Raw genomic sequence first — 24019 nt, forward strand, 5'->3', positions numbered from 1 at the left:
CCGCCGCGAAATGCGTCAGGCCGCGCCACGTTCCGAAGTGGGGGCGAGAAAGCGCTCCCACAAGGGATTGGCGATCGTCGCCAAAAAGGCGCGGTGGCGCGCGACCTCTGCTCCGCTGGCCCGATGCGGCCGCGGTTCGCGCATCGGTCGTTCGGCCGCGGCAATGCTCGATGCCGCGGTTGCCACCGCAGGCGCGTCAGCGACCAGGCCGAGCCCGATCTGCCGTCCGCCGGTCAGTTCGACATAGACCTGGGCGAGTAACTGCGCATCTAGCAGAGCACCATGCTTGATCCGCTGGGATCGGTCGACGCCAAACCGCGTGCACAGCGCATCAAGGCTGTGCTTGGCACCAGGGTGACGCGTTCGGGCCAGGACGAGCGTGTCGATCATCCGGGTCATGCAGACGTGCGGGCGGCCGCAGCGTTCCAATTCGTGATTCAAAAAGCCGAAGTCGAAGCTGGCGTTGTGCGCCACCAAGGGGGCATCGCCAATGAAATCGATAATTTCGTCGACCTTGTCGGCGAAGCGCGGTTTATCGGACAGGAAGATGTCCGACAGTCCGTGAACGGCCTCCGCCTCGCTCGGCATCGGGCGTTCGGGGTTGAAATAGCAATGATAGTGGCGCCCGGTCTCGACCCGCCCGATCATTTCGATGCAACCGATTTCGACCATGCGGTCACCGCCCGCCGGGGATAAGCCCGTGGTCTCCGTGTCAAAGACGATTTCGCGCATGGTTTCCTTAAACACCCGTGGCGAGGCCGAGACAAGTGAGGATATCCTTCACCTGCTTTCGCGTGTCCTCAAGCGGGCCCGACGTATCGATAATGAAATCGGCTCGCGCGCGCTTTTCTTGGTCGGGCATTTGCCGGCCCATAATCTGTTCGAACTTTTCAGGGGTCATGCTGGCGCGTCGCATGACTCGCTCGCGCTGCATGGCGGCGGGCGCAGACACCACGATCACCTTGTCGAAGGCGGCATCGCCACCGGTTTCGAAGAGAAGGGGGATGTCGAACAATAGTGCGGGTGCATCCCCATGCTCGACTATAAAGCGTGTCCGCTCATGATGAACCGCCGGGTGGACGATGGATTCCAGAGCTGCAAGCTCATCGGGATCGCCGAGCACCGCAGCCGACAATGCGTCGCGGTCGACGGCGCCTTCCCTTGTAGTCCCGGGAAACCGCTTTTCGATCGCCGGTACCAGCCGGCCACCCGGCCCCTGCAGGCGGCGCACGGTCGCATCCGCGTCGAAGATGGGGATGCCGGCTTCAGCGAACATCGACGCTACCGTCGATTTTCCCATGCCGATCGACCCGGTCAGGGCCAAGGTGATCATCGACCGAGCTTCTGCCAGAGTTCGGCGTCACGGTCACGTGGCGCATCTGCTTCGAAGAACAGCTTGAAGCTGGCCGCCGCCTGCTCGACGAGCATGTCGATGCCGGTGACGACGGCCAAACCGCGCCCACGCGCATCGGCTACCAGCGCCGTTTCTGCTGGCTGCGTCACCATGTCGAACACCCAGCCATTGGCAGGCAGCGGCGACAGGTCGCAGCCGATACGCGGATAGTCGGACATGCCAAGCGGCGTCGCGTTGATCAGCCCATCGCCTCCGATCGGTGCAGTGAATGGCGCGGGATTGGCCTCTAAACCGAACTCCACCGCGAGCTTCGCCGCCTCGGCCATATTGCGCGCCTGGATCCGAACCGCAGGAATGCCGACGGTTTTGAGCGCGACCAAGGCGGCCCGCGCGGCACCGCCTGTTCCCAACAACGTCACGCCCCGCATCGGGGCGCCCCCCTTGTGGAGCCGGCCAAGCAATGAGACGATGGCGCCGACATCCGTGTTGGCGGCCACGAGCCGACCTTCGCGCATCATCAACACGTTAGCAGCCCCGGCAGCGACGGCGCGATCGGTTGCCTCATCGGCCAATGCAACCGCGTCGAGTTTGAGTGGCATGGTCACGTTGGATCCTCGCCATGCAGCATTGCCGCGCCGCTCTGAGAGATAGCCGGGCAGATCGGCGCGCGTAACGCGGCGGCGGACGTAGCTTCCCTCGATAGCTAGAACTTCGAGCCAATAGCCATGGATTAGCGGCGAAAGGCTGTGATTGATCGGGTCGCCGATCACCTCGGCGAAGGGCACAGTTGGCGTCATGACGGCAGGATCCCGTTGACCCGAAGAGCAGCAAGCAAGGGCAGGAGCGGCATTCCCAGAACGGTGAAATAGCTCCCTCTGATCTCGTCGAACAGCTGGACCCCGCGTCCCTCCATGCGGAACACACCGACGCAGTAGCCGACTTCCGGCCACTCGGCGTCGAGATACGAAGAGATATATTCTTCGCTGAGCGGACGCACGGACAGGAGTGTCTCCTCGGCGTGACTCCAGGCCAGTTCACCGCCGTTGGCCAAGGCAACTGCGCTCGACAGGATCATCTCCTGCCCGGAGAAAGCCCGGAGGTGGACGGCTGCCTCGTCGCGATCCCGCGGTTTGGAGTATCGCTGACCGCCAACCTCGACCACGCTATCACTGCCAACCACCCAATCGTCAGGATCAGCAGAAACCGAAAGAGCCTTACCCTCGGCAAGACGTAAAGCGAGACTGCAGCCATCCCCGCGATGCGCATTCTGCACCGGTTTTTCGTCATAATCGGGTGAGCGGACGACGAAATCGACGCCCGCCTGCTCAAGCATTGAGCGCCGGATTGAGCTGTTACTGGCCAATATCAACGACATATTGCCTCTGGTGGACAAGTCTGTGGATAAACCGGGGTGACGGCGACCGACAGTCCGGTGGACGAAAGTTCGGCGGGATTCCGCCCCGCGAGGTTCTTGGCGGATTCGAGACTCTATCCACAAGGGAATTTGGAAATGCGCAGACTGTGAATCATGGGAGATTCTCATCGCGACTCGTGAAACAGCGGCGATTCGCGCCGACTCGGGGCCTGTTGGCAAAGTCGGGACAGGGCCTTAAGTCCCGCTGCCAACGTCCCATCTACATCATCAACTTTTGAATCTTAATTTATAAGAGAAAGAAGAAAGTGGCCGCCCCCGTGCCCGATCACTTCACTGACAAGCCGCTGCTTTCCGTCCTTCGTGGTGAACGGCGCGATCCGCCGCCGATGTGGCTGATGCGCCAGGCAGGACGCTACCTTCCCGAGTATCGGACTCTCCGGGAAACCAAGGGCGGCTTTCTCGACATGGCTTATGATCCGGAGGCCGCCGCCGAGATCACGTTGCAGCCATTGCGCCGTTTCCCATTCGACGGCGCGATCCTTTTTTCCGACATCCTCATTGTGCCGCACGCGATTGGCCAGGAGTTGACCTTTGTCGCCGGTGAGGGCCCTCGGCTATCTCCCCCGCTTTCAGATGCGTCGCTCGGCGGTCTCCAGCCGGTGCTACAGCACCTCGAGACGATCTGGGCGACCGTGAGGCGGGTGAAAGCTCAATTGGCGCCACAGACGACCTTCTTGGGCTTCGCGGGAAGTCCATGGACTGTCGCGACCTACATGGTCGCGGGTCAAGGCAGCCGCGAGCAGGCGGAGGCTCGCAGCCTGGCCTATCAGGACCCCAGCAAGTTTGAGGCGATTATCCGGCGGATCGAGGAAGTTACGCTCGATTATCTCACTGGCCAGGTGGAGGCGGGCGTGGATGCCATTCAGTTGTTCGACAGCTGGGCAGGCAGCCTCGCCCCGGCGGAATTCGAGCGCTGGGTCATCGCCCCTACCGCGCGTATTGTGTCGGCCTTCCGGGCCCGTCATCCTGAGACACCGGTTATCGGTTTTCCCAAGGGAGCCGGCGGGAAACTTCGCGCTTACGCCGCCGAAACCTCGGTCGATGCGATCGGTCTCGACGAAACGGTCGACCCCCATTGGGCGGCGAAGGAGTTGCCGGACACACTTCCGGTGCAAGGCAATCTCGACCCGTTGGCGCTTATAGCGGGCGGAGGGGTATTGCGTGAGGCCGTGTCCCGCATCCTTGACGCATTTGCCGACCGGCCCCACATCTTCAACCTGGGTCACGGTATCCAGCAGACTACGCCGATCGCGCATGTCGAGGAGTTGGTTTCGCTGGTGAAGGGCTAGGGATGGGGGCTCCGATTTTAGCCGAATATCAAGGGTTCCTGGGCGCCGCCTATCTGTGGGTCAAAGCCGCGCATGTGACCTTCGTGATTTTCTGGATCGCGGGGCTGTTCATCGTTCCGCGCTATTACATCCATCATCAGGCGACGACGCCGGGGTCGGCCGAAGACCGGGCTTGGATCCAGCGGGAGGATCGTGCGCGAACGATCATCCTGACGCCGGCGATGCTGATTACCTGGATTCTCGGCTTGATGTTGGCGGTCCATCTTGGCATTTTCGGGCAGCATTGGTTTTCGGCGAAGCTGTTCTTCGTCCTCCTGCTTACGGGCTACCAAGGTTGGATATCCTCCTACGGCCGCAAGCTCGGCAACGGTCACCGCGATCTTGAAGACAAGCGGCTTCGCTTCATGAACGAAGTTCCGGGCATCCTAACCGCCCTGATTGTCGTGCTGGTAATCGTCCGGCCGTTTTAACGCGGTAACGCCCGCCGGTTTGTCCCTATGGTTCAACCGAAAATGTAGGTGTCGCGAAGGCAATTGACTTTGGCCCGCGCGGGGCCTTAGGGCGAGGCAAAGGCGGCTGCATCGGCCGATCCCTTTCTTTGCCGGTGCGACCCATTGTCGTCCCATTTCCACGGCGTCCTGCCGTGAGTGCAAATTTCAGCTTTTCCGTTCGAAAGACCAATTCAATGCATCTCAAGGACCTTAAGCAGAAGACCCCCGCGGACCTCGTCGCGCAAGCCGAGGAGATGGGGATCGAGGGCGCATCGACGATGCGCAAGCAGGACCTGATGTTCTCCATCCTCAAGGTGCGCGCGGAAAGCGGCGCCGAAATCATGGGCATGGGCACAATCGAAGTGCTCAATGACGGGTTCGGCTTCCTCCGCAGCCCTGAGGCCAATTACCTGGCCGGCCCCGACGATATATATGTCGCACCGAACATCGTTCGCCGTTTCGGCCTTCGAACCGGTGACACGGTCGAGGGCGAAATCCGCGCGCCGAAGGATGGCGAGCGCTATTTCGCGCTGACAAAGGTCAACCAGATCAATTACGACGAACCCGATGCCGTCCGGCACCGGGTCAACTTTGACAACCTCACGCCGCTCTACCCGGACGAGAAGCTGAAGCTCGACACGCTCGATCCCACGATTAAGGATAAGAGCGCCCGGGTGATTGACATCGTCGCACCGCTTGGCAAGGGGCAGCGCGCGCTGATCGTCGCGCCGCCGCGCACCGGTAAGACCGTGCTGCTTCAGAATATTGCCCGCGCCATCACCGACAATAATCCCGAAGTATTCCTGATCGTTCTGCTGATCGACGAGCGCCCGGAAGAAGTCACCGATATGCAGCGCAGCGTGAAGGGCGAGGTGATCTCTTCCACCTTCGACGAACCCGCGTCGCGCCACGTGCAGGTCGCCGAAATGGTGATCGAAAAGGCCAAGCGCCTGGTCGAGCATAAGAAGGATGTCGTGATTCTCCTCGACTCCATCACTCGCCTCGGCCGCGCCTACAACACCGTGGTTCCGAGCTCGGGCAAGGTGCTGACCGGCGGTGTCGACGCCAATGCCCTGCAGCGCCCGAAGCGGTTTTTCGGTGCTGCACGCAACATCGAGGAAGGTGGCTCGCTTTCGATCATCGCTACCGCTCTTATCGATACCGGTTCAAAGATGGACGAAGTCATCTTCGAAGAGTTCAAGGGCACCGGTAACAGCGAAATCGTTCTCGACCGTAAGGTCGCCGACAAGCGCATTTTCCCGTCGCTAGATGTCGGCAAGTCTGGCACCCGCAAGGAAGAGCTGCTGGTCGACCAAGCCGTACTGTCGAAGATGTGGGTCCTCCGTCGCATCCTGATGCAAATGGGCACCATCGACGCGATGCAGTTCCTGCTCGACAAGATGAAGGACGCCAAGTCCAACGAAGACTTCTTCGCCTCGATGAACCAGTAAAATCGCTTAGGGAACAAATGCGTCGTTAGCGACTTGGCCCGCTGAACGACCTTAGGGGATGATGATGATCGAGAATCTGCTGGCCGCCGCGGCCGCGACGACCGGACTGGGCTTTGGCGGACCCGCCGATATTTGGGCAGCCATCGTTAAGGACTTCTCCAACATCGGCGAGCCCGCGGCCTTTGCCGCGTTCCTGCAGGTCTTGGCGATTGATCTTGTATTGGCCGGCGATAATGCGATCGTTGTCGGCGCGCTGGCGGCAGGCCTTCCTCCCGAACAGCGGCGCAAAGTCATCGTGCTTGGCGTGTTGGCCGCGCTTGTTCTACGTATCCTCTTCGCGCTCATCGTCACCCAGCTCCTGCAGATCATTGGCCTCATTTTGGTAGGCGGCCTGCTCCTGCTTTGGGTCGCGTGGAAAATGTGGCGAGAGCTTCGCCACACCGGCGAAAGCCATGGCTCGCCCGAAATTTACGGCGACGAGCATAGCGGTCTCCGGCCCGCCAAGAGCTTTGCCGCGGCCGCCTGGGCCGTTGCCATCGCCGACGTCAGCATGAGCCTCGACAATGTGCTCGCAGTCGCCGGGGCCGCGCGCGACCACCCTGGCATCCTGATAGTCGGTTTGGTCTTCGCGGTTGCCTTGATGGGTATCGCAGCCAATATCATTGCCAAATACATCGAGCGTTACCGCTGGATCGCCTACGTGGGCTTGGCGGTTATCCTGTGGGTCGCGGTCAAGATGATCTACGACGGCTGGGTTGATCCGCAGGTTGGGCTCGGCCGCCTATTCGCCTGATGGCGTTAGGTGCTGGTGATACGATCGTCGCCTTGTCGAGCGGGCGGCCACCTGCCGCCATTGCCGTCGTACGAACAAGCGGTCCGCGCGCGTCCGCTTTGGCTCAACAGGTGGCGGGATCGCTGCCACCTGCAAGGCAAGCGACCCTGCGGCGCCTGATTGATCCCACCGACGGCAACATTATTGATGACGCTCTGGTCATTCGCTTTGCCGGTCCGCACAGCGCGACCGGCGAAGATGTTGTCGAATATCAATGTCACGGCGGGCGCGCGACTGTCGACGCTCTGATCGCCGTGCTTGTCAGGGAGTCCGGCGTTCGCCTGGCCGAGCCCGGTGAATTTACTCGCCGTGCGCTTGCCAATGGACGGCTTGACCTCACCGAAGCCGAAGGCCTCGCGGACCTCCTAGCGGCTGAGACCGACTTACAGCGTCGCTCGGCCATGGTGAGAGCGGGGGGTGGGCTCCGCGTGCGGCTAGACCGCTGGCGTGAACAACTGCTGTCGCTGTCCGCCCGGGCGGAAGTGGCGATCGACTATGCCGACGAGGAAGACGGCAGTCTTGACAACGATTTGAGCGGCGCACTTGGGGATCTGTCGACGGAAATTCGAATGCTTGCAGAAAGCCCTCGCGTGGAGCCGCTGCGCGATGGCATCCGGGTTGTGCTGGCCGGTCCGCCAAATGCAGGAAAATCGAGCCTTCTCAATGCCTTGGTCCAAGCTGAACGAGCTATAGTCACGCCAATTGCCGGGACCACTCGGGACGTGATCGAAGTCCCCGTGTCGATTTCCGGGATCCCGTTCGTTCTGGTGGATACGGCTGGCCTTCACGAATCCGACGATGAGGTAGAAGCAATCGGTATCGCACGCGCGCGTCAGGAAACTTCGAGTGCCGACATCCTTTTGTGGCTGGGCGCCGCGGAGGCGACACCAGTTCACGAACGCTTGATTGTCCTACTTCCGAAGAGCGATATTCCGCGAGACGAGGCAAGCAACCACGCATTGCCTGTGTCATCTCATACCGGCCAGGGCATTCCGGAATTGTCGACTAAGTTAGTCGGGCTTGCTCTGAAGCTACTGCCGCGGAAGGACGAAATTGCGCTGGTTCGGCGGGAGCGCGACTTGCTGGCAGAGGCTTCAGACGCACTTGCCCGCGCCGCGTCGTTAACGGACCCCGTCTTGGTTGCGGAAGAGTTACGCGTTGCACGAACCGCCATTGACCGGATAGCCGGCAGAGCCGGCGTAGAAGATCTTCTCGATACGCTGTTCGGACGGTTCTGTCTCGGCAAGTAACGAGTGTTTCACGTGAAACGAGTGAATTGTGCGAGGCCGTCCTCCGAGGTAAGGGCAGCCGATGTTCGACGTTCTGGTCATTGGTGGAGGCCATGCGGGCTGCGAAGCTGCCTGCGCTGCCGCGCGCCGCGGCGCTCGAACCGTCCTTGTAACCTATCGCAGTGATGATTTGGGCCAGATGTCCTGCAATCCGTCGATCGGCGGTGTAGGCAAGGGCCATCTTGTTCGCGAAGTCGATGCGATGGGTGGGATTATGGCCATCGCGGCAGACCGGGCCGCGATTCACCGTCGGATGTTGAACGCGAGCAAGGGAAGCGCAGTTCGCGGTCCACGCGTCCAAGCTGACCGAAGAGCTTATCGACTGGCCATACAATCGCTTGTCGCCGCATCAGGCGTCGAAGTGATGGAGGGGGAAGTCTCGAGCCTTCGGTTTTCGGGCACCGGGGTCGATGGGGTGGAGCTGTCCGACGGCCTTTTTGTATCGGCAAGGACGGTGATCGTTACGACTGGAACCTTCCTCGCTGCGACGATGTTTCGCGGGGATGAACGCTGGGCAGGCGGACGGCAAGGTTCGAATGCGGCGAATCGCCTAGGTGCCCAAGTACGCGAATTAGGGCTTGCACAAGGGCGGTTGAAGACGGGTACACCGCCCCGCCTCGACGGCCGGACGATTGACTGGGCTGCAACTCAGCCCCAGCCAAGTGATGGTGTGGCATGGAACATGGCCCTTGCTGGCAACGATGCGCCGCTTCCCCAACTTGCTTGCGCGATTACGCGGACGAATGTGCGAAGTCATGAGGTCATCCGTCGGGGCCTCGAAAGTTCTCCGTTGTTTTCCGGATCAATTGAAGGGAGGGGCCCTCGGTATTGCCCGTCGATTGAAGACAAAGTTCATCGCTTCGGCGAGCGTGACGGACATCAGGTCTTTTTGGAACCTGAAGGCATAAACGACCACCTTGTCTATCCCAATGGAATTTCGACTTCGCTAGCGCGGGACGTTCAGCAGGATTTAGTCCGGTCTATCGTGGGACTAGAGAGGGCCGAGATCGTTCAGTTCGGCTATGCCGTTGAGTATGAGTTCGCCGATCCGCGTCGGCTCGATGCGTCACTGCAGCATCGCGATGTGCCGGGCTTGTACTTTGCCGGGCAAATCAACGGCACCACGGGATATGAGGAGGCATCGGCGCAAGGGTTAGTCGCGGGGCTTAACGCGGCGGCGGAATCAATCGGATTGGTTGCGGCGCATTTCGACCGCGGAGAAAGCTATATTGGCGTCATGGTCGACGACCTGACTCTCCAAGGGGTGACGGAGCCGTATCGAATGCTCACGGCTCGTTCGGAATATCGTCTTTACCTGCGCGCCGACAATGCGGTTACGCGACTTGGACCGATGGCTATTGAGTTGGGTACTCTCCGAGGTCCGCAGGAAACGCTAGTTCGTTCGCATCTCGAGGGGAAGGCGAAAGCAAGCGCCGCACTCGCGCAGCTCGTGTCCGGCGAGCAGCTCGGCGTGGCGGATAAAGCTCGGAAGCCCTTATTTGAGTGGGTAAGGCGAGATGACCTCATGGACAGTGTGCGGTCCATGCTTCCAAGCTCTCCCGCCGTTGATGAGGCGATTGATGACGCCGTCTATGCTCCGTATCTTCACCGGCAGCGCGTAGAGCTCGCGGTCCGTCAGCGCGACCGGGAGACCGCCATCCCCGGCGATTTCGATTTCGCGTCGGTACCTGGCATGTCCACTGAAATGCAGGAGCGCTTCATTGCAGCGTCGCCGGCGGATCTCGACCAAGCGTCGCGCATAGCCGGCGTGACTCCTGCGGCGCTGTCGGCGCTGCATTTTGCGCTCGCGCGCCGTGCCGCATGACCGGAGACAACCGGGGCCTCGGACCAACTGTTTCACGTGAAACATTAGAAAAGCTTGACGCTTTCGTCGGTCTTCTATTGCACGAAAATCAGAAGCAGAACCTGATTTCACCGGACAGTGTCGAACATCTCTGGGATCGGCACATTCTCGACGGCGCTCAACTGTTCACCTTGGCGGGGCGGGCGGGCCGTTGGGCAGACATAGGATCAGGACCCGGTTTGCCCGGAATGGTCATCGCCATTCTGGGGGGCACACCCATGACACTGATCGAACCCCGTAAGCTAAGAGCCGATTTTCTGCGTAGGTGCGTCTCCGAGCTCGGAATGACCGAAGTGAAGGTCGCCGATACCAAGGTTGAGCGCCTCGGGGCAAAGTTCGACATCATTACTGCCCGGGCAGTCGCCAAGCTGGACCGACTGTTCGAAATGGCGGGCCATTTGGCCCATGATAAGACGAAATGGGTGCTTCCGAAGGGCCAGTCGGTGAAATCGGAACTGGATGAGGCGCGCCGGACGTGGCAGGGTGAATTTCGTCTGGTGCCGAGCCAGACGCATCCTGATGCGGCCATCGTCGTTGCCGAACACGTCAGGCGGAGGGGGAAGTGATGATCCGCATTGCTGTCGCCAACCAAAAGGGTGGGGTGGGCAAGACAACCACCGCCATCAACCTCGCGACGGCGTTGGCAGCGATCGGCTGGAAGGTTCTGCTCGTCGACCTCGATCCCCAGGGAAATGCTTCGACGGGCCTCGGCATTGGCCAGGCAGCCCGCGAACGATCCAGCTATGACGTTCTGATAGGCGAGGCAACGATCACTGAGGCCGCAGTTGCGACCAAGGTGCCGCGCCTCGACATTCTGCCGGCAACGGTCGACTTGTCGGGTGCTGAAGTCGAAATGGTGGGCATGGAAGATCGCACGCATCGCCTTGCCCAGGCGTTTGACGAAGTGCCCGCCGGGCGCTGGGATATCTGCTTACTCGATTGCCCGCCGTCGTTGGGGTTGCTGACCGTCAACGCGCTCGTGGCCTCACGGCAGCTGCTCGTGCCGCTGCAGTGCGAATTCTTTGCGCTGGAAGGGTTGAGCCAGCTTCTTCAAACGGTGGAACGCATCCGGGTTGCCTTCAATCCAGGGCTATCGATCCTCGGCGTTGCGCTGACCATGTTCGACCGCCGCAACAATTTGTCGCAGCAGGTTGCGGAGGATGTCCGCGCCTGCCTCGGCACGTCGGTGTTCGAGACGGTGGTACCCAGGAATGTGCGCCTGTCGGAGGCGCCAAGCCATGGGTTGCCTGCCCTGATCTACGATTTGAAATGCCCGGGTTCTGAAGCCTATATCCGGCTCGCCAGGGAAATTCTGGCGCGCTTGCCACAACTCGCCGCGGAGGCAGCATGAAGAAGGCCACCGGGCTGGGCAGGGGACTCAGTGCGTTGATCGACGATGCAGTTCGGCCCGCGAAACCGGAGACCGCATCGGGTGCCGGCGTGCGCGAAATCGAAGTCGGTCGAATTCGCCCTAACCCCTTACAGCCGCGCAAGAATTTCGACGAAGCCGCAATTGACGAGCTTGCAGCTTCGATCCGGGAACGAGGCCTGTTGCAGCCCATCCTCATTCGTGCCGTGGACGGCGGTTTTGAAATTATTGCCGGCGAGCGGCGCTGGCGGGCCGCGCAGAAGGCGCAGCTTCATCAAATCCCGGCAATCGTCCGGGAATTCGATGAATCCGTCACCGCTGAGATTGCGCTAATCGAGAATATCCAGCGCCAAGATCTCAATGCGATTGAGGAAGCAGAGGGCTACAAGCAACTTATCGGTCGCTATGGCCACAGCCAAGACGCGGTTGGGAAGCTCGTTGGCAAGTCGCGGAGCCATGTAACAAACCTGCTTCGCCTGCTTGATCTGCCGGATGGCGTAAAACAGATGCTGTTGCGAGGCGATATCAGCATGGGCCACGCCCGAGCAGTCGCATCCGCGCCTGACGCCGAACAGCTTGCAAGCCAAATTGTGCGTGGCGGGTTGTCGGTCCGCCAAGCGGAGCAATTGGCAAAGCAGGGAAAGTCCGCTGCCGCCAAATCCGTCCCTGCACCGGACGGTCGGCCGGTGGACGCCGATCTGGCGGCGCTCGAGCGTCAGTTGGGCGACTTGCTTGGCCTTCGGGTCAAGGTAGCGCACGGCAAGGCTGGTGGGACGGTGGCGCTTCACTACAGCTCGCTCGATCAGCTTGACCTGATCTGCCAGCGGCTCAGCGGCGAGCCAATCTGACTTGACGCCTTAGCGCCGCCGGGCACCTGCCCGAGCAAGCGTGATCATCGTTTCGCCCAACGCCGTCTCTGTATCCACACCACTGAAGATCAGCTGCCGTTCAAGGGTTGCGACGCGCGACGCCGCCTCCGCGATGCGGGCAGCTGACCAATTAGTCAGGAGCCGCTGGAGTAATGGTTTATCCTTCCAGAACAACGATTTACCCATTGACGTCAAGGCGGCATCGATACTCTCGCCTTGCTCCACCCGGGTCCGCAAGGGCGCGATCATAAGCAATCGCCGCTGCAATGCGCGGAGCGCCGGTATAGCTTCCCCGCCACCTTGAGGCATGCGTGCCAACTCGTCGAGCAGCTCTTCCATCTTCCCGCCGAGCGCGAGATCGCCGAGCTTCATGAGGTTACCCTCCGCGCTGTCTGCGCCGAGCAGGTCGATCGTCAAATGATCAAGTTCCATTTGTTCGACGGGCGACGCGCCCAGAAACAGGGCGAACTTTTTAATCTCTTGAGCGGCGATGGCTTGGTTGCTGTTGGACGCCGACGCGATCCGTTGGGCGACATCCGGGCTGGCCCGCAGCCCGGCTTGGTGCGCCAGTTCCGCGACCACCCGCTCCATGTCACGGCCCTCTGGGACATACGAGATATGCGACAAGGCCAGCCGATGAGACTCAGCCAATTTCAACAAGGGGGAAGACTTCCGCAGCTGGCCAGCCAGCGCGATTACTGCGCTTTCACTTGCAGGCGTTTCCAGCAGTGCTTCAACGCCCTCCGAAATCTCATCGCCGGCTGGCTCGATCCAGATAGCGCGCTTGCCCCCGAATAATGCCATCGCGCCCGCCTCATCGGCCAGCGCTGCGGGGTCCGACTTCACGGCCTGCCCCATGACGATGAACTTCTCCGCGTCTCCAAGGCCTTTAAGCAATTGGATAGCAAGCGAACGAGACCCTGCTTCATCGGGTCCATGGAACAAGTAGAAGCGGATCGCCGGGTCCGGCCGATCGAGCGCGCGAGACAGGTTGGCCTTGACGGCCTTCATCGTCCCGGTGCGCGATTGCGCATGAACAGCGCTAGACGCGCGACCATCTGGTCGGCAACGACTTGCGACAGCCGCTCCTGAGCGGTCTGCTCGGCGGCAACCGTCGCATATTCGCTGCTGACTACGTCGATCCCCGCGTCCGAGCCGGCAGTCGCGTCGAGCACCACCTCACCGGTCGACAGTTTGACCAGGCGGTAGCGGGCGCGCAATGTTCGGCGCTCCCGCGAGACGGAACTGTCGCCGCGTATGCCAAAGCCGGTCAAATCGTCGTCGAGCTCGACATCCAGGCGGTATGCCGCGCTAACGGGCTCGCCGCCCAACCGGTCAACTAGTGCATTGCGGACAAGCCAGCCGGCCCGCTCGGGAATCGGTGCGACCTGCACCGCCGACAGGCTCGTCGCAACAACACCGGTCGATCCTCCCGCATACATCGGCTGGAGGCCGCATCCCCCGAGCGTCAGCAAGGCAGCAAGAGCGAGTACGCGGGTCATGTGACGATATTGACCAAGCGGTCAGGAACCACAATCACCTTGCGCGGGCTTGCACCGTTCAGCTGCGACTGCACCTTTGGCAAGGCCAGCGCCAATGCCTCGGCCTCGTCCCTTGGAAGGCCCCTCGGCGCGGCCAGCGTATCGCGCAGCTTGCCGTTAATCTGCACGGCGATGGTCACTTCCTGTTCGACTAGCAACGCCGGGTCGAAGACAGGCCACGTCGCATCGGCGATCATGCCCTGTTCGCCGCGTGCGGCCCAAGCTTCCTCGGCAAGGTGCGGCGCACCTGGCGCGACTAGCAACAACAAGGTGCGGATCGACTCGTCGCGGGTAGCGGACGGTTTTGCCTTCTCGATGGCGTTGGTCAGCTCGTACAGTGCGGCGACCGACTTGTTGAATTGCAGGCCCTCGAATGCCTCGCCGACGGCGGCCACCGTGCGATGGCGCTTTCGCTGTAGGGCTTTGTCCTCGCCTTGATTGCCGGTCGGGGCCATGGCTAGCCGCCAAACGCGCTGGACGAAACGCGCCGCGCCTTCGATGCCACCTTCGGACCACTCAAGATCACGTTCCGGCGGTGAATCCGACAGCATGAACCAGCGAACCGCGTCGGCGCCGTAGCGCGCCAGTATGGGCTCCGGATCCACCGTGTTCTTTTTCGATTTGGACATTTTCTCGACGCGGCCGCGGGTAACGCCCGCGCCTGTTGCCCGCTCGATCAGCGTACCGCCTTCACCGACATCGATCTCTTCGGGATTGAGCCAGCGGCCGTCGGCGCTCTGGTAGGTTTCGTGAGTCACCATCCCTTGAGTGAAGAGCCCGCGGAACGGTTCCTTGACCGAAATCTTACCCATCCGCTGCAGCGCACGGGTCCAGAAGCGCGCGTAGAGCAAATGAAGAATCGCGTGCTCCACGCCGCCGATATACTGGCCGACAGGGAGCCATTTCTCTGCCTCGGCCCGGTCGAACGGAAGGTCGGTAGGTTGGCTGGCGAATCGGATAAAGTACCAGCTGGAATCGACGAAAGTGTCGAGAGTGTCGGTCTCGCGCCGGGCCCGAGTCCCGCAACGCGGGCAATCGACCCTGCCCCAAGTCGGGTGCCGGTCGAGCGGGTTGCCCGGAATATCGAAGGCAACGTCCTCGGGCAGGACAACCGGCAATTGCTCACGCGGGACGCCGACCGGCCCGCAGGATTCGCAATGAATAACAGGGATCGGCGTCCCCCAGTAACGCTGTCTCGAAACACCCCAGTCGCGCAGGCGATACTGCACCTTGCCTTGGCCCCAGCCTGCGGCTTCGGCGCGCCGCACGATTTCGGCGGTGGCCTGTGCGGTGGTGAGCCCGTCGAGGAATTGCGAATTGACCGCTATGCCGTCGCCGCCCTCGGCCTCGACGACCGGCGCGTTCGCATCGTCGATCGACGCCGCGACGACGCGACGGATCGGCAAATGATACTTCTTGGCAAATTCGAAATCGCGCGCGTCATGGGCGGGTACGCCGAACAGCGCGCCGGTGCCGTAATCCATCAGCACGAAGTTTGCGATCCACACAGGCAGGCGCCAGTCGGGATCCAGCGGGTGGATGACTTCCAGTCCGGTATCGAAGCCCAGCTTCTCCGCCGTTTCGACCTCGGCGGCGCTCGTCCCACCGGCCCGCGCCTTGCGGACGAAATTGGCAACTGCGGGATTGTCCGCGGCAAGAGCCTCGGCAATCGGATGCCCCGGTGAAATGGCGACGAAGCTTGCACCGAAAATGGTGTCTGGACGCGTGGTGAAGACATCGACGTCGCAATTCGCGCCGCCAGGCGGGTTGCCGGCAAGGCGGAAGCAGAATTGCAGCCCCTGGCTACGGCCGATCCAGTTTTCCTGCATCAGCCGGACCTTGTCGGGCCACTCGTCGAGCGTTTTCAGCCCGTCGAGCAACTCCTCGGCGAAATCGGTTATCTTCAGGAACCACTGGCTCAGCTTCTTGCGTTCGACCGGCGCCCCGGATCGCCAGCCCTTGCCGTCGATCACCTGCTCGTTGGCCAGCACGGTCATGTCAACCGGGTCCCAGTTGACCTCGCTTTCCTTGCGGAAGACCAGGCCGTGCTCCATCAGGTCCAGAAACAGCGCTTGCTCGTGGCCGTAGTAATCAGGTTCGCAGGTCGCCAGTTCGCGGCTCCAGTCGAGCGCAAAGCCGATCCGCTGCAGCTGCTCGCGCATCGCGGCGATGTTGGCGCGGGTCCAGGTGCCCGGATGCACCTTCTTCTCCATCGCGGCGTTTTCGGCAGGCATGCCGAATGCGTCCCAGCCCATCGGGTGCAACACCTCAAATCCCTGCATCCGGCGAAACCGGGCCAGCACGTCGCCCATCGTGTAGTTGCGGACATGGCCCATATGGATGCGCCCCGACGGATAGGGAAACATCTCCAGCACATAGGATTTGGGCTTGGGCGAATTGCTGTCGGCATGAAAACTCCCGGCATCCGCCCAGCGCTGCTGCCAGCGCCGGTCGGCAACCGCCGGGTCGAAGCGGTCGGTCATGGTTGCGACGCCTTACCCGCCGACGGTCGTGCGGCGAAGGTCGCGAGCGCGGGTCAGGATGATGTCTTCAAGCTTCTGTACGGTTGCCGCTGCGACCGGCGCATCGACCCACGAGCCGCCCTGATTGACTTGGCGGCTAGCCGCGACGCGAAGCGCATCGGCGCGCAGGTCCTGGTCGAGGATCGAAACAGTCAGCTTGACGCGCTCGCCGGGGGTGCGCGGATTGCTATACCAGTCGGTCACGATGACCCCGCCGTTGGAATCGGCCGTCACTAGCGGAGCGAAGGACAGCGTGTCGACTGCGGCTCGCCACAGGTAGCTGTTCACGCCGATCATCGTCATCTTCGACGGCGCCAGCTGGGTCGGGACGTCCCGGTTCTTCGAACAACCGGTCAGGGCAACGCCGGCAGCGATCACGGCGGCGACGGTAAAGGTGAGGCGGGACATGCGGTCTCTCTTCGATGTGAGGCTCTTCGTAGAGGCGTTATAGATGCTAGCCCCGTCCCGGCAAGCGACAGATTTTAGGACAGTGGCGGACTCGTTTGTGGACTCTCGGCAACAGGCGTATGCTGAATCGACTCCGGTCATGGAACCGACAGGTTCCCGGGGCTATATCCCCAGGCGAACGGGAGTGTGTTTTACGGTGTTCAGCAGGGTGGCAACATCGGGAGGGAAGGCGGCGCTGGCGCTTGCAACCATGGCGTTCGTCATGACTCCCGCTATCGGACTTGCCGCCGCCGCAAAGAACCGTCCGCCTGCCATCGCGTTGAGTTTCGACAAGATTTCGTCCTTCACTCCCGCCGGGGCCGACCCGCGTCTGGCCGCGATGTTTGCGGGACGAGAGTCGTCGATGTCCGATTTCCGCTTCACGCCCGCCGCGGCCAAGGGGCGTCCGAGCCAGCTGCGAGTCGCGGTGCGGGCCAGCGGTCCGACGAGGCCGGCCCGTCCGGTCGATGTTGCGGTAGCGGCTCCGCTCAGCAGTCTAGCACCGACCCGTTATGACCTTGGCATGGCGGTCGGCTGGAAACGGCTCGCGGTTTCTGGTGACGTTTCGCGCACCAGCAGTCCGGATCCAGTGATCGGTACGCGGGAAAGCGCGATCGTCGGAGTTAGCTACAATCTCAAGAAGTTCACTGGCCGCGTCGCGGTCGGGGGCGAGCGCAACGATAGCCGAGTTGCTGCCCTGACTCGGCCGGACAGCGTGTCGGTCGATGTCGGTGGCGCCTACAGCATAAGTCGCAACATCGCGCTAACCGGCGGCGTCCGTTACAAGATCGAACGCGACCAGGTCCCGGCGCTTGCCGACGACCATCGCGACAGTAAGGCCGTCTACGTCGGCACGGCATTCAAGTTTTAATACTGGCCGTTGGTCTGGCTCAGCCAGGCATCAATCCCCGCCCAACCGTAGAAGCCCGCTTGCTCGCTTTGTAAGAAGAGTGCCCGGTTCATCCCGCCCAGTGCAATCACCCGGGCCGGGCAGTCGGCCAAAATCCGCCTGACCTCCTCGGGCGCTAACGGCGCACGATCGGGATGGGACCGCGTTGGAAAAATCGGCGAGAGAAAGATGAGCGATGCGCCGGCCCGGACCGCATCGCGGACTTCTTCCTCTGAGTGCGCAGAGCGCGAAAAGGATCGGTTTCCAGGGTCTCTGGCTGGATTGTGAATCAAGACGGCGCCGACTTCGTCGCCCAGCACAACGTCTTCAGCCACCGCCATCTGCAAGTCGCGTTTCCTAGCGGCGGCCGCGATCTCATGCGCCAATTGCCGCCGCCGCTCCGCCCCAAGCCCGTAATGGCGGAAGACGATCCCCCCGCCTCGCGGCATCCGGCCGATGGCTTCGAACAGCCGGTCGCCCATCCGCTCGTCGGTCATCAGCCATTCGCTCGGCCATCGGGGCTGGTTCGCTGCCATGCGACTTTCTATAGCGCCCCCGATGACCGATGCTGCAACCCGCCTCGCCGAAGTCCGCGATCAGATCGCGCGCGCGGCCAGAGCCGCCCAGCGCAATGCCGGGGACGTCACGCTAGTTGCCGTCAGCAAGCGGCACAACGTAGCGGCGATCGAGGACCTGATTGCGAGGGGCGTGACTGACTTTGGCGAGAACCGGGTTGCCGAAGCGGCGGAGAAATGGCCCGCGCTTCGGCAGGCGCATCCGGGAATCCGGTTGCACATGATCGGACAACTGCAGTCGAACAAGGCTGCGGAGGCGGTCGAGTTGTTCGATGTCATTCATTCGCTCGACCGCGCATCCTTGCTCGAGGCGCTCGTCGCGGCCGGTGCGAAGGCAGGGCGCTATCCCATCGTTTATGTGCAGGTGAATATCGGTGGAGAGGGGCAGAAAGGCGGCGTAGCGATCGGCGGGCTCGGCGACCTGCTAGACGCCGTTCGTGCCTCGCAGCTACCGCTCGCCGGCCTCATGGCCATGCCGCCTAAAGACTTGGAACCCGGACCTTTTTTTGCCCTGCTAGCCGATCTCTCGCGGCGTCATGGCGTCAAGGGGCTAAGCATGGGCATGTCGGGCGACTATCCGGTTGCGGTCATGCTCGGCGCAACTGCTGTCCGCGTCGGATCGGCGCTTTTCGGTGACTGATCGCTAGGCCAAGTGGCCGCTCCGGTCCTGCTTGGTCGCGATATAATCGGCGTTGTGCGGATTGACCGGCATGTGGTGCGCCACCCGCTCGACCACCTCAATTCCGTGATCGCCAAGCCCGGTCAATTTGTTGGGATTGTTGGTCAGTAGCCGCACTTGGTCGATGCCTAGTGCGCGCAGGATCGCTGCCGCCATGCCATAGCCCCGCTCATCGTCGGCGAAGCCCAGCCGTCGATTGGCATCTACCGTGTCGAGTCCGCGATCCTGTAGCGCATAGGCGCGAAGCTTGTTGGCCAGCCCGATCCCGCGCCCTTCCTGACGCAGGTACAGCAACACTCCGCCGCCTTCCGCGCCAATGATGCGCAGTGCTTCCTTCAATTGCGGTCCGCAATCGCATTTCAGGCTGCCGAACACGTCGCCAGTCAGGCATTCGCTGTGCAACCGAACAAGCGGCGGCTTCCCGTCGAATGCCCCGACGACCAGCGCGACATGTTCCTCGCCGCTTGCCGAATCGCGGAACGCGACCATCTGACTGGGCGGCAAATCGTCGAGCGGCAGCCGGGCGCGCGCAACGATCATCGCTTCGGGCCGTGCGACCGCCCCGGCAATATCGGCGGGCAGCAAGGAGACGGCGGAAGCATCGTCTATCAGCCACAGCGCAGGCAGAAGTCCGGCTAGGCGCGCCAGCGTAAGCGCCGCCTGCGCCTCGTCCGGCTTTTCCACGGCAATGGCGGTCAGCGGCCCGATCGGCTCCCGGTCGAAATCGAGCCCAGGGTCGGCCAGCCGGCGCGCGGCATCCCGATCGAGCCATTCGCAATGACTGATCTCGACCGGCCCGTCGCGCGCCGCCTCGCGTTCGTTGCCGAGACCGAGCGCATGAGCGCGCTGCGCACTGATCAGCATCGGTGCGCGGCCCTTGGCATCGAGGAGATCGAGCGTCGCCTGGGTTGCAGTCTCGACCGGAAGGATGGTGCTCGACCCGACGGTCACCGCGCGGCCGGCGCGAAGCGCGGCAATTGCCTGCTCGATGGCTGGGGCCGCCGTCAAACCTCGAGCTCGACGACCAGCGGGACATGGTCCGATGGCCGCTCCGAGCCGCGGCACGGCTCCAGCACGCGATGCGCGACCGCCTGTTCCGCCAGAGTCGGACTGGCCCAGATATGGTCGAGCCGCCGTCCCCGATCGCTCGCCGCCCAGTCCTGCGCCCGATAGCTCCACCAAGTGAAGTTGCGCTCGGGCGCCGGGATGAACTTGCGGCCTAAGTCGACCCAGTCATGTGCCTGCCGGAGCCGTTCCAGCGTCTCGACCTCGACGGGCGTATGGCTGACCACGTCCAGCAGCGCCTTGTGGCTCCACACGTCGCATTCCAGCGGGGCAATATTAAAATCGCCAACGATTAAAGTCGGCTCAGCCAACTTTTCAGACCAGCGCGTCATGCGCTCGATGAAGTCGAGCTTCTGTCCGAACTTGGGGTTGAGCGTCCGATCGGGGATATCGCCGCCCGCCGGGATGTAGACATTCTCCAGGCGGATACCGCAGTTTAGGCGCGCGCCGACGTGCCGCGCCTCACCATTGTCCTGCCAGTCGTGCCGCCCGCTGTCCTGTAGCGGCAGGCGCGACAAGATTGCGACGCCATGATGCATCTTCTGGCCATTAAGTTCGTGATGAACATAGCCGCGCGCATGGAAAAGCGCGGCCGGAAAGACGATGTCCTGTGCCTTGGTTTCCTGAAGACAGAGGATGTCCGGTTGCTCCTCGTCGAGGAACCGCTCGACGATATGCGCACGGGCACGAACGCTGTTGATGTTCCAGGAGGCGATCTTGAGCTTGGTCACGTTATTGCCGGTAGCGGAGTTTTTGTCCGTTGCAAAAGTCCCCAAGTGGCTCCGCGCACGGCGCGCCTACTCGCATCGCTCCTCCGGATTGATACGAAAAGGCCCTTGCTCCGGGGGCATGGAGCAAGGGCCGACCAAGCGTTCGTCACGCAAGGCGATCATTGCGTAACCCGGGTAACAGGGGGAAACCCCGGCGGACAACGATCTAGCCTGACGGATAGCTCAACGAAGCTGTCGCCAAGCTTAACCGTTTTCGATTGCTACGCTTTTTTGCGCTTCGGCTCCGCATAGTTAAACGCGCTATCCGGTACCCCGACGTTGTAGCGCTGGTTGGAGAGGCGTACCGTCGTCTTCTTGTTCTGCGCGTCGATCGCCGTCCAGCCTTCGAGGCGGAGGCCGCCCGGTGCGCCCGGCGAGCGCTGGAAGGCGAGCACCAGCGTGCCGAATTCCGGCCGGCGCGCATCGCGAGCGCGAACGACTACGACCTGCGGGCTATCGCTTGGCTGGATGCGCGCGATTCGGCCCAGGTCCGGATTGGGCGACAGCAGGACGGCGAGCGGTGACTTGGAAATCGGCCAGCTCGACTTCTGCCCGACGTCATAATCAATGAAGCTCAGTGTCTTGCCATTGGCGACCAGCAGCATATTGACCCCGCCGCCATATGCGAATCGGATCTTGCCCGGGCGCTTGAGTTGCAGGGTTCCGGCCATTTGCCGGCCCTTGCCGTCGGTCTGAAGGAAGTTGGCGGTCATCGACGTCGTCGCCGCAAGGCTCGCCTCGACCATCTTGAGGTCGGCCGAATTCGCTGCGGGGGCGGGCGCCGCCACGGTCGCGACCAGCGCTATCGGTATGAAGGCGCGCGCGAAGTTGGTGGCAAAACTCATGTCATTCTCCGTCAGGTTCGATTGTCGCCCGTCATGGCGCTCGGGCCTTGAATGCCTCCTGAACCCATGGGTTCCCTGGCGTTCAGGCTCAGATGGGGTGTCCCTCGGTGTCGATCAGGACCTCGCGCCGGCCGACATGGTCTGGTTGGCCGACCAGCCCGTCCTTCTCCATCCGCTCGATCAGGCGAGCCGCGCTGTTGTAGCCGACCCGCATCTGCCGCTGCAGGTAGCTGGTCGAGGCCTTCTGGCTTTCCGCGACGATCTGGATTGCTTTGCGGTACAGCTGAGTCTCGGGGTCGTCGTCGCCGACAGGCTGCCCGTCGAACAGATATCCCCCGTCCTCTGGCTCTTCCGTAACGGCCTGAATATAGTCGGGCACGCCCTGCCGACGCCAATGCTCGGCAACGGCCCGCACTTCCTCGTCGCTGACGAAGGGGCCATGGACGCGCAGGATTTGCTTGCCGCCGGGCATATACAGCATGTCGCCTTTGCCGAGCAGTTGCTCCGCGCCCTGTTCGCCAAGGATGGTGCGCGAATCGATCTTGCTGGTCACCTGGAAACTGATTCGGGTCGGCAGGTTCGCCTTAATGACGCCGGTGATGACGTCGACCGACGGGCGCTGCGTCGCCATGATGAGATGGATGCCGGCCGCGCGTGCCTTTTGCGCTAGCCGCTGGATGAGGAATTCCACCTCCTTGCCCGCCGTCATCATCAGATCGGCCAGCTCGTCGACCACCACGACGATCTGCGGCAGGATTTCATATTCCAGTTCTTCGGTTTCGTAGACCGGCTGACCGGTATCGGCATCGTAACCGGTCTGCACCCGCCGGCCGAGGCGCGATCCCTTGGCCTTGGCGTCGCGCACCTTGGCGTTGAAGCTGGCCAATTGGCGGACGCCAAGGCTCGCCATCATCCGATAGCGTTCTTCCATCTGCTCGACGGTCCATTTCAACGCGCGGATCGCCTTGCCGGGCTCGGTGACGACCGGCGCCAGCAGGTGGGGGATGTCGTCGTAAATGCTCAGTTCCAGCATCTTCGGATCGATCATGATCATCCGGCACTCGTCCGGACTCATCCGGTACAGCAGCGACAGGATCATGCAGTTGAGGCCGACCGACTTGCCCGAACCTGTTGTGCCGGCGACCAGCAGGTGCGGCATCGGCGCCAGGTCAGCGATGACCGGATCGCCGCTGATATTCTTTCCCAGGATCAGGGGCAGGGACATGTTCTGGTCTTCGAACGCCTGGCTGCCGATCAGTTCGGAAAGGCTGACCGTCTCGCGTTTCTGATTGGGAAGCTCGATGCCGATCACACTTCGGCCCGGAATGGTTGCGACGCGCGCAGACAAGGCCGACATGTTGCGGGCAATGTCGTCGGCCAGCTGGATGACCCGGCTGGCCTTGATGCCGCTTGCCGGCTCCAGTTCGTACATGGTGACCACGGGCCCGGGGCGAACCTCGACGATGTCGCCGCGTACGTGGAAATCCTCCAGCACGCTTTCCAGCAGCCGGGCGTTCCGCTCCAGCCCGGCGCGGTCGATGGTATTCTTACCCTTTTCCGGCGCCGCTGCGAGCAAGTCGAGCGCGGGCAGCTGAAAATTGTCTCCGAGTGCAAGGCTCGCCTGGCCGGCGCCTGCGACCTTGCCCTTGCGGGCTCCGGGCTTGGCTGCGGGGGCGATGGCCTTGGCAGGTTCGGTGACCGCGACCGCAGGGCGGGACCGTGGCGGCGCCGCGACAGTTTCGCCGTCGTCGTTCCGGACTTCGCGCGTCCGGCGCGGGCGAGGCGCGGCAACGCGGTCGCGCTTCAGCTTTTCGGCGGCCCAATCCTTCTCCTCCGGGCGAATACCCAGCGCCAGCCAGCCGACAACGAATCCGCCAAGGGTGAGCAGGGCCATCAGGGCCAGCCGCAATGGGCCCTCGATTGCCGGATTGTTCGCCAGGCTGACTGCCGCCTCAACTCCATAGGCGCCGCCCAAGCCCAGTACTCCGCCATAGCCCGCCGGAAGCCCCGATACCGCGGTCCCTGCGTACAACCCCAAGGCCATCCCGATCAGGCCGACACCCAGCGCGGCGATCAGCAGCGCTCGGCCTATTCGGCCGGTGTCGACGCCGCGCACCATGCGCAGCCCCGCAAGCGCGATGAGCGGCAGGAAAAGAGCGGCGGCTGGCCCGAACAGGAACAGCAGCGCGTCACTTGAATAGGCACCGAAACTGCCCATCCAGTTGGTCGGCGGTCCGCCGGCGGCAGTCGTCAGGCTGGGATCAACGCTGTTATGCGTCACCAGCGACACGCCCAGCGCAATCGCCAGCGCGACCAGCGCCACGCCAGCGGTCTTGCGTACGAACGACCGGATCGACGCCGACAAGGTCTCGCGCCAGTCGGGCCCAAGATCTTTCTTTTGCGCACGCTGCGCCGCCGTCGCCATGACGTCATTTCCCCCGGA

24 protein-coding genes are annotated in these 24019 nt (G+C 62.5%); 11 read left to right on the top strand and 13 right to left on the bottom strand.

Annotated features, from left to right (window positions below):
* Positions 1 to 15 precede the first annotated feature (15 nt).
* Genes dnaQ through D3M59_RS06265 form a run of 4 tightly spaced genes read right to left on the bottom strand, consistent with a single transcriptional unit; the run spans position 16 to position 2729 of the window.
* On the bottom strand, positions 16 to 732 hold the full coding sequence (dnaQ, locus tag D3M59_RS06250; protein WP_119532558.1) for a DNA polymerase III subunit epsilon: 717 nt from the start codon (positions 730 to 732) through the stop codon (positions 16 to 18).
* A gap of 7 nt (positions 733 to 739) precedes the next feature.
* Positions 740 to 1333 carry a dephospho-CoA kinase gene (coaE, locus tag D3M59_RS06255; protein WP_119532560.1) on the bottom strand — a complete coding sequence of 198 codons (594 nt, stop codon included), beginning with the start codon at positions 1331 to 1333 and terminating at the stop codon, positions 740 to 742.
* A complete protein-coding gene (locus tag D3M59_RS06260; protein ID WP_119532562.1) occupies positions 1330 to 2151 on the bottom strand; it encodes a shikimate dehydrogenase family protein in 822 nt (273 codons plus the stop codon). Before D3M59_RS06260 ends, coaE begins: the two co-directional genes overlap by 4 nt.
* Entirely contained in the window at positions 2148 to 2729 is a 582-nt protein-coding gene (locus tag D3M59_RS06265) for a Maf family protein (RefSeq protein WP_119532564.1), read from the bottom strand. The genes D3M59_RS06260 and D3M59_RS06265 overlap by 4 nt, the downstream gene beginning before the upstream one ends.
* 317 nt (positions 2730 to 3046) lie before the next feature.
* On the opposite strand from D3M59_RS06265, the gene hemE reads away from it, so the two are divergent.
* From hemE to D3M59_RS06310, 9 genes are all read left to right on the top strand, one after another.
* Positions 3047 to 4078: a uroporphyrinogen decarboxylase gene (hemE, locus tag D3M59_RS06270; RefSeq protein WP_119532566.1), complete on the top strand. Its 1032-nt coding sequence runs from the start codon at positions 3047 to 3049 to the stop codon at positions 4076 to 4078.
* A 2-nt stretch (positions 4079 to 4080) separates the two neighbouring features.
* Positions 4081 to 4548 (top strand): CopD family protein, encoded by a 468-nt coding sequence (locus D3M59_RS06275; protein ID WP_119532568.1) that lies wholly within the window; start codon positions 4081 to 4083, stop codon positions 4546 to 4548.
* A gap of 215 nt (positions 4549 to 4763) precedes the next feature.
* Positions 4764 to 6020: a transcription termination factor Rho gene (rho, locus tag D3M59_RS06280; RefSeq protein ID WP_119532913.1), complete on the top strand. Its 1257-nt coding sequence runs from the start codon at positions 4764 to 4766 to the stop codon at positions 6018 to 6020.
* A 61-nt stretch (positions 6021 to 6081) separates the two neighbouring features.
* Complete coding sequence (locus D3M59_RS06285; protein WP_407695435.1) at positions 6082 to 6813, top strand: YjbE family putative metal transport protein; 732 nt, start codon at positions 6082 to 6084, stop codon at positions 6811 to 6813.
* Entirely contained in the window at positions 6813 to 8102 is a 1290-nt protein-coding gene (gene mnmE, locus D3M59_RS06290) for a tRNA uridine-5-carboxymethylaminomethyl(34) synthesis GTPase MnmE (protein ID WP_119532570.1), read from the top strand. Before D3M59_RS06285 ends, mnmE begins: the two co-directional genes overlap by 1 nt.
* Before the next feature lie 61 nt (positions 8103 to 8163).
* Positions 8164 to 9966, top strand: coding sequence for a tRNA uridine-5-carboxymethylaminomethyl(34) synthesis enzyme MnmG (gene mnmG / locus D3M59_RS06295; RefSeq protein WP_119532572.1), 1803 nt, complete (start codon positions 8164 to 8166; stop codon positions 9964 to 9966).
* Entirely contained in the window at positions 9963 to 10571 is a 609-nt protein-coding gene (gene rsmG / locus D3M59_RS06300) for a 16S rRNA (guanine(527)-N(7))-methyltransferase RsmG (protein WP_119532574.1), read from the top strand. The genes mnmG and rsmG overlap by 4 nt, the downstream gene beginning before the upstream one ends.
* Positions 10571 to 11356, top strand: coding sequence for a ParA family protein (locus D3M59_RS06305; protein ID WP_119532576.1), 786 nt, complete (start codon positions 10571 to 10573; stop codon positions 11354 to 11356). Before rsmG ends, D3M59_RS06305 begins: the two co-directional genes overlap by 1 nt.
* Positions 11353 to 12222, top strand: coding sequence for a ParB/RepB/Spo0J family partition protein (locus tag D3M59_RS06310; RefSeq protein ID WP_119532578.1), 870 nt, complete (start codon positions 11353 to 11355; stop codon positions 12220 to 12222). The genes D3M59_RS06305 and D3M59_RS06310 overlap by 4 nt, the downstream gene beginning before the upstream one ends.
* Before the next feature lie 9 nt (positions 12223 to 12231).
* Here D3M59_RS06310 and holA read toward each other — a convergent pair whose 3' ends face one another.
* From holA to D3M59_RS06330, 4 genes are read right to left on the bottom strand one after another with little or no spacing between them, the layout of a single operon-like run.
* Positions 12232 to 13254 carry a DNA polymerase III subunit delta gene (gene holA / locus D3M59_RS06315; RefSeq protein ID WP_119532580.1) on the bottom strand — a complete coding sequence of 341 codons (1023 nt, stop codon included), beginning with the start codon at positions 13252 to 13254 and terminating at the stop codon, positions 12232 to 12234.
* Positions 13251 to 13745 carry an LPS assembly lipoprotein LptE gene (lptE, locus tag D3M59_RS06320; protein WP_119532582.1) on the bottom strand — a complete coding sequence of 165 codons (495 nt, stop codon included), beginning with the start codon at positions 13743 to 13745 and terminating at the stop codon, positions 13251 to 13253. The genes holA and lptE overlap by 4 nt, the downstream gene beginning before the upstream one ends.
* Entirely contained in the window at positions 13742 to 16267 is a 2526-nt protein-coding gene (gene leuS, locus D3M59_RS06325; protein WP_119532584.1) for a leucine--tRNA ligase, read from the bottom strand. Before leuS ends, lptE begins: the two co-directional genes overlap by 4 nt.
* A 12-nt stretch (positions 16268 to 16279) precedes the next feature.
* Positions 16280 to 16714, bottom strand: coding sequence for a DUF3576 domain-containing protein (locus D3M59_RS06330; RefSeq protein WP_119532586.1), 435 nt, complete (start codon positions 16712 to 16714; stop codon positions 16280 to 16282).
* A gap of 262 nt (positions 16715 to 16976) precedes the next feature.
* Between D3M59_RS06330 and D3M59_RS06335 the strand changes: the two genes are divergently transcribed.
* Complete coding sequence (locus D3M59_RS06335) at positions 16977 to 17624, top strand: hypothetical protein (RefSeq protein ID WP_147416714.1); 648 nt, start codon at positions 16977 to 16979, stop codon at positions 17622 to 17624.
* On the opposite strand, the gene D3M59_RS06340 is transcribed toward D3M59_RS06335, so the two are convergent.
* On the bottom strand, positions 17621 to 18178 hold the full coding sequence (locus tag D3M59_RS06340) for a thiamine phosphate synthase (protein WP_119532590.1): 558 nt from the start codon (positions 18176 to 18178) through the stop codon (positions 17621 to 17623). The genes D3M59_RS06335 and D3M59_RS06340 overlap by 4 nt on opposite strands.
* Before the next feature lie 22 nt (positions 18179 to 18200).
* Between D3M59_RS06340 and D3M59_RS06345 the strand changes: the two genes are divergently transcribed.
* Positions 18201 to 18857 (top strand): YggS family pyridoxal phosphate-dependent enzyme, encoded by a 657-nt coding sequence (locus tag D3M59_RS06345; protein ID WP_119532592.1) that lies wholly within the window; start codon positions 18201 to 18203, stop codon positions 18855 to 18857.
* A 3-nt stretch (positions 18858 to 18860) separates the two neighbouring features.
* Here the strand turns inward: D3M59_RS06345 and ribA are convergent, their stop codons facing one another.
* The 4 genes from ribA to D3M59_RS06365 all read right to left on the bottom strand — a co-directional run bounded on the left by ribA (position 18861) and on the right by D3M59_RS06365 (position 24001).
* Positions 18861 to 19904, bottom strand: coding sequence for a GTP cyclohydrolase II (gene ribA, locus D3M59_RS06350; RefSeq protein WP_119532594.1), 1044 nt, complete (start codon positions 19902 to 19904; stop codon positions 18861 to 18863).
* Complete coding sequence (locus D3M59_RS06355; RefSeq protein WP_407695436.1) at positions 19901 to 20635, bottom strand: exodeoxyribonuclease III; 735 nt, start codon at positions 20633 to 20635, stop codon at positions 19901 to 19903. The genes ribA and D3M59_RS06355 overlap by 4 nt, the downstream gene beginning before the upstream one ends.
* A 317-nt stretch (positions 20636 to 20952) precedes the next feature.
* Entirely contained in the window at positions 20953 to 21576 is a 624-nt protein-coding gene (locus D3M59_RS06360) for a LolA family protein (protein ID WP_119532598.1), read from the bottom strand.
* Between the two features lie 88 nt (positions 21577 to 21664).
* Positions 21665 to 24001 carry a DNA translocase FtsK gene (locus D3M59_RS06365; RefSeq protein ID WP_119532600.1) on the bottom strand — a complete coding sequence of 779 codons (2337 nt, stop codon included), beginning with the start codon at positions 23999 to 24001 and terminating at the stop codon, positions 21665 to 21667.
* Positions 24002 to 24019 lie beyond the last annotated feature (18 nt).

This window comes from Sphingomonas edaphi, from assembly GCF_003583725.1.
GTDB lineage: Bacteria > Pseudomonadota > Alphaproteobacteria > Sphingomonadales > Sphingomonadaceae > Sphingomicrobium > Sphingomicrobium edaphi.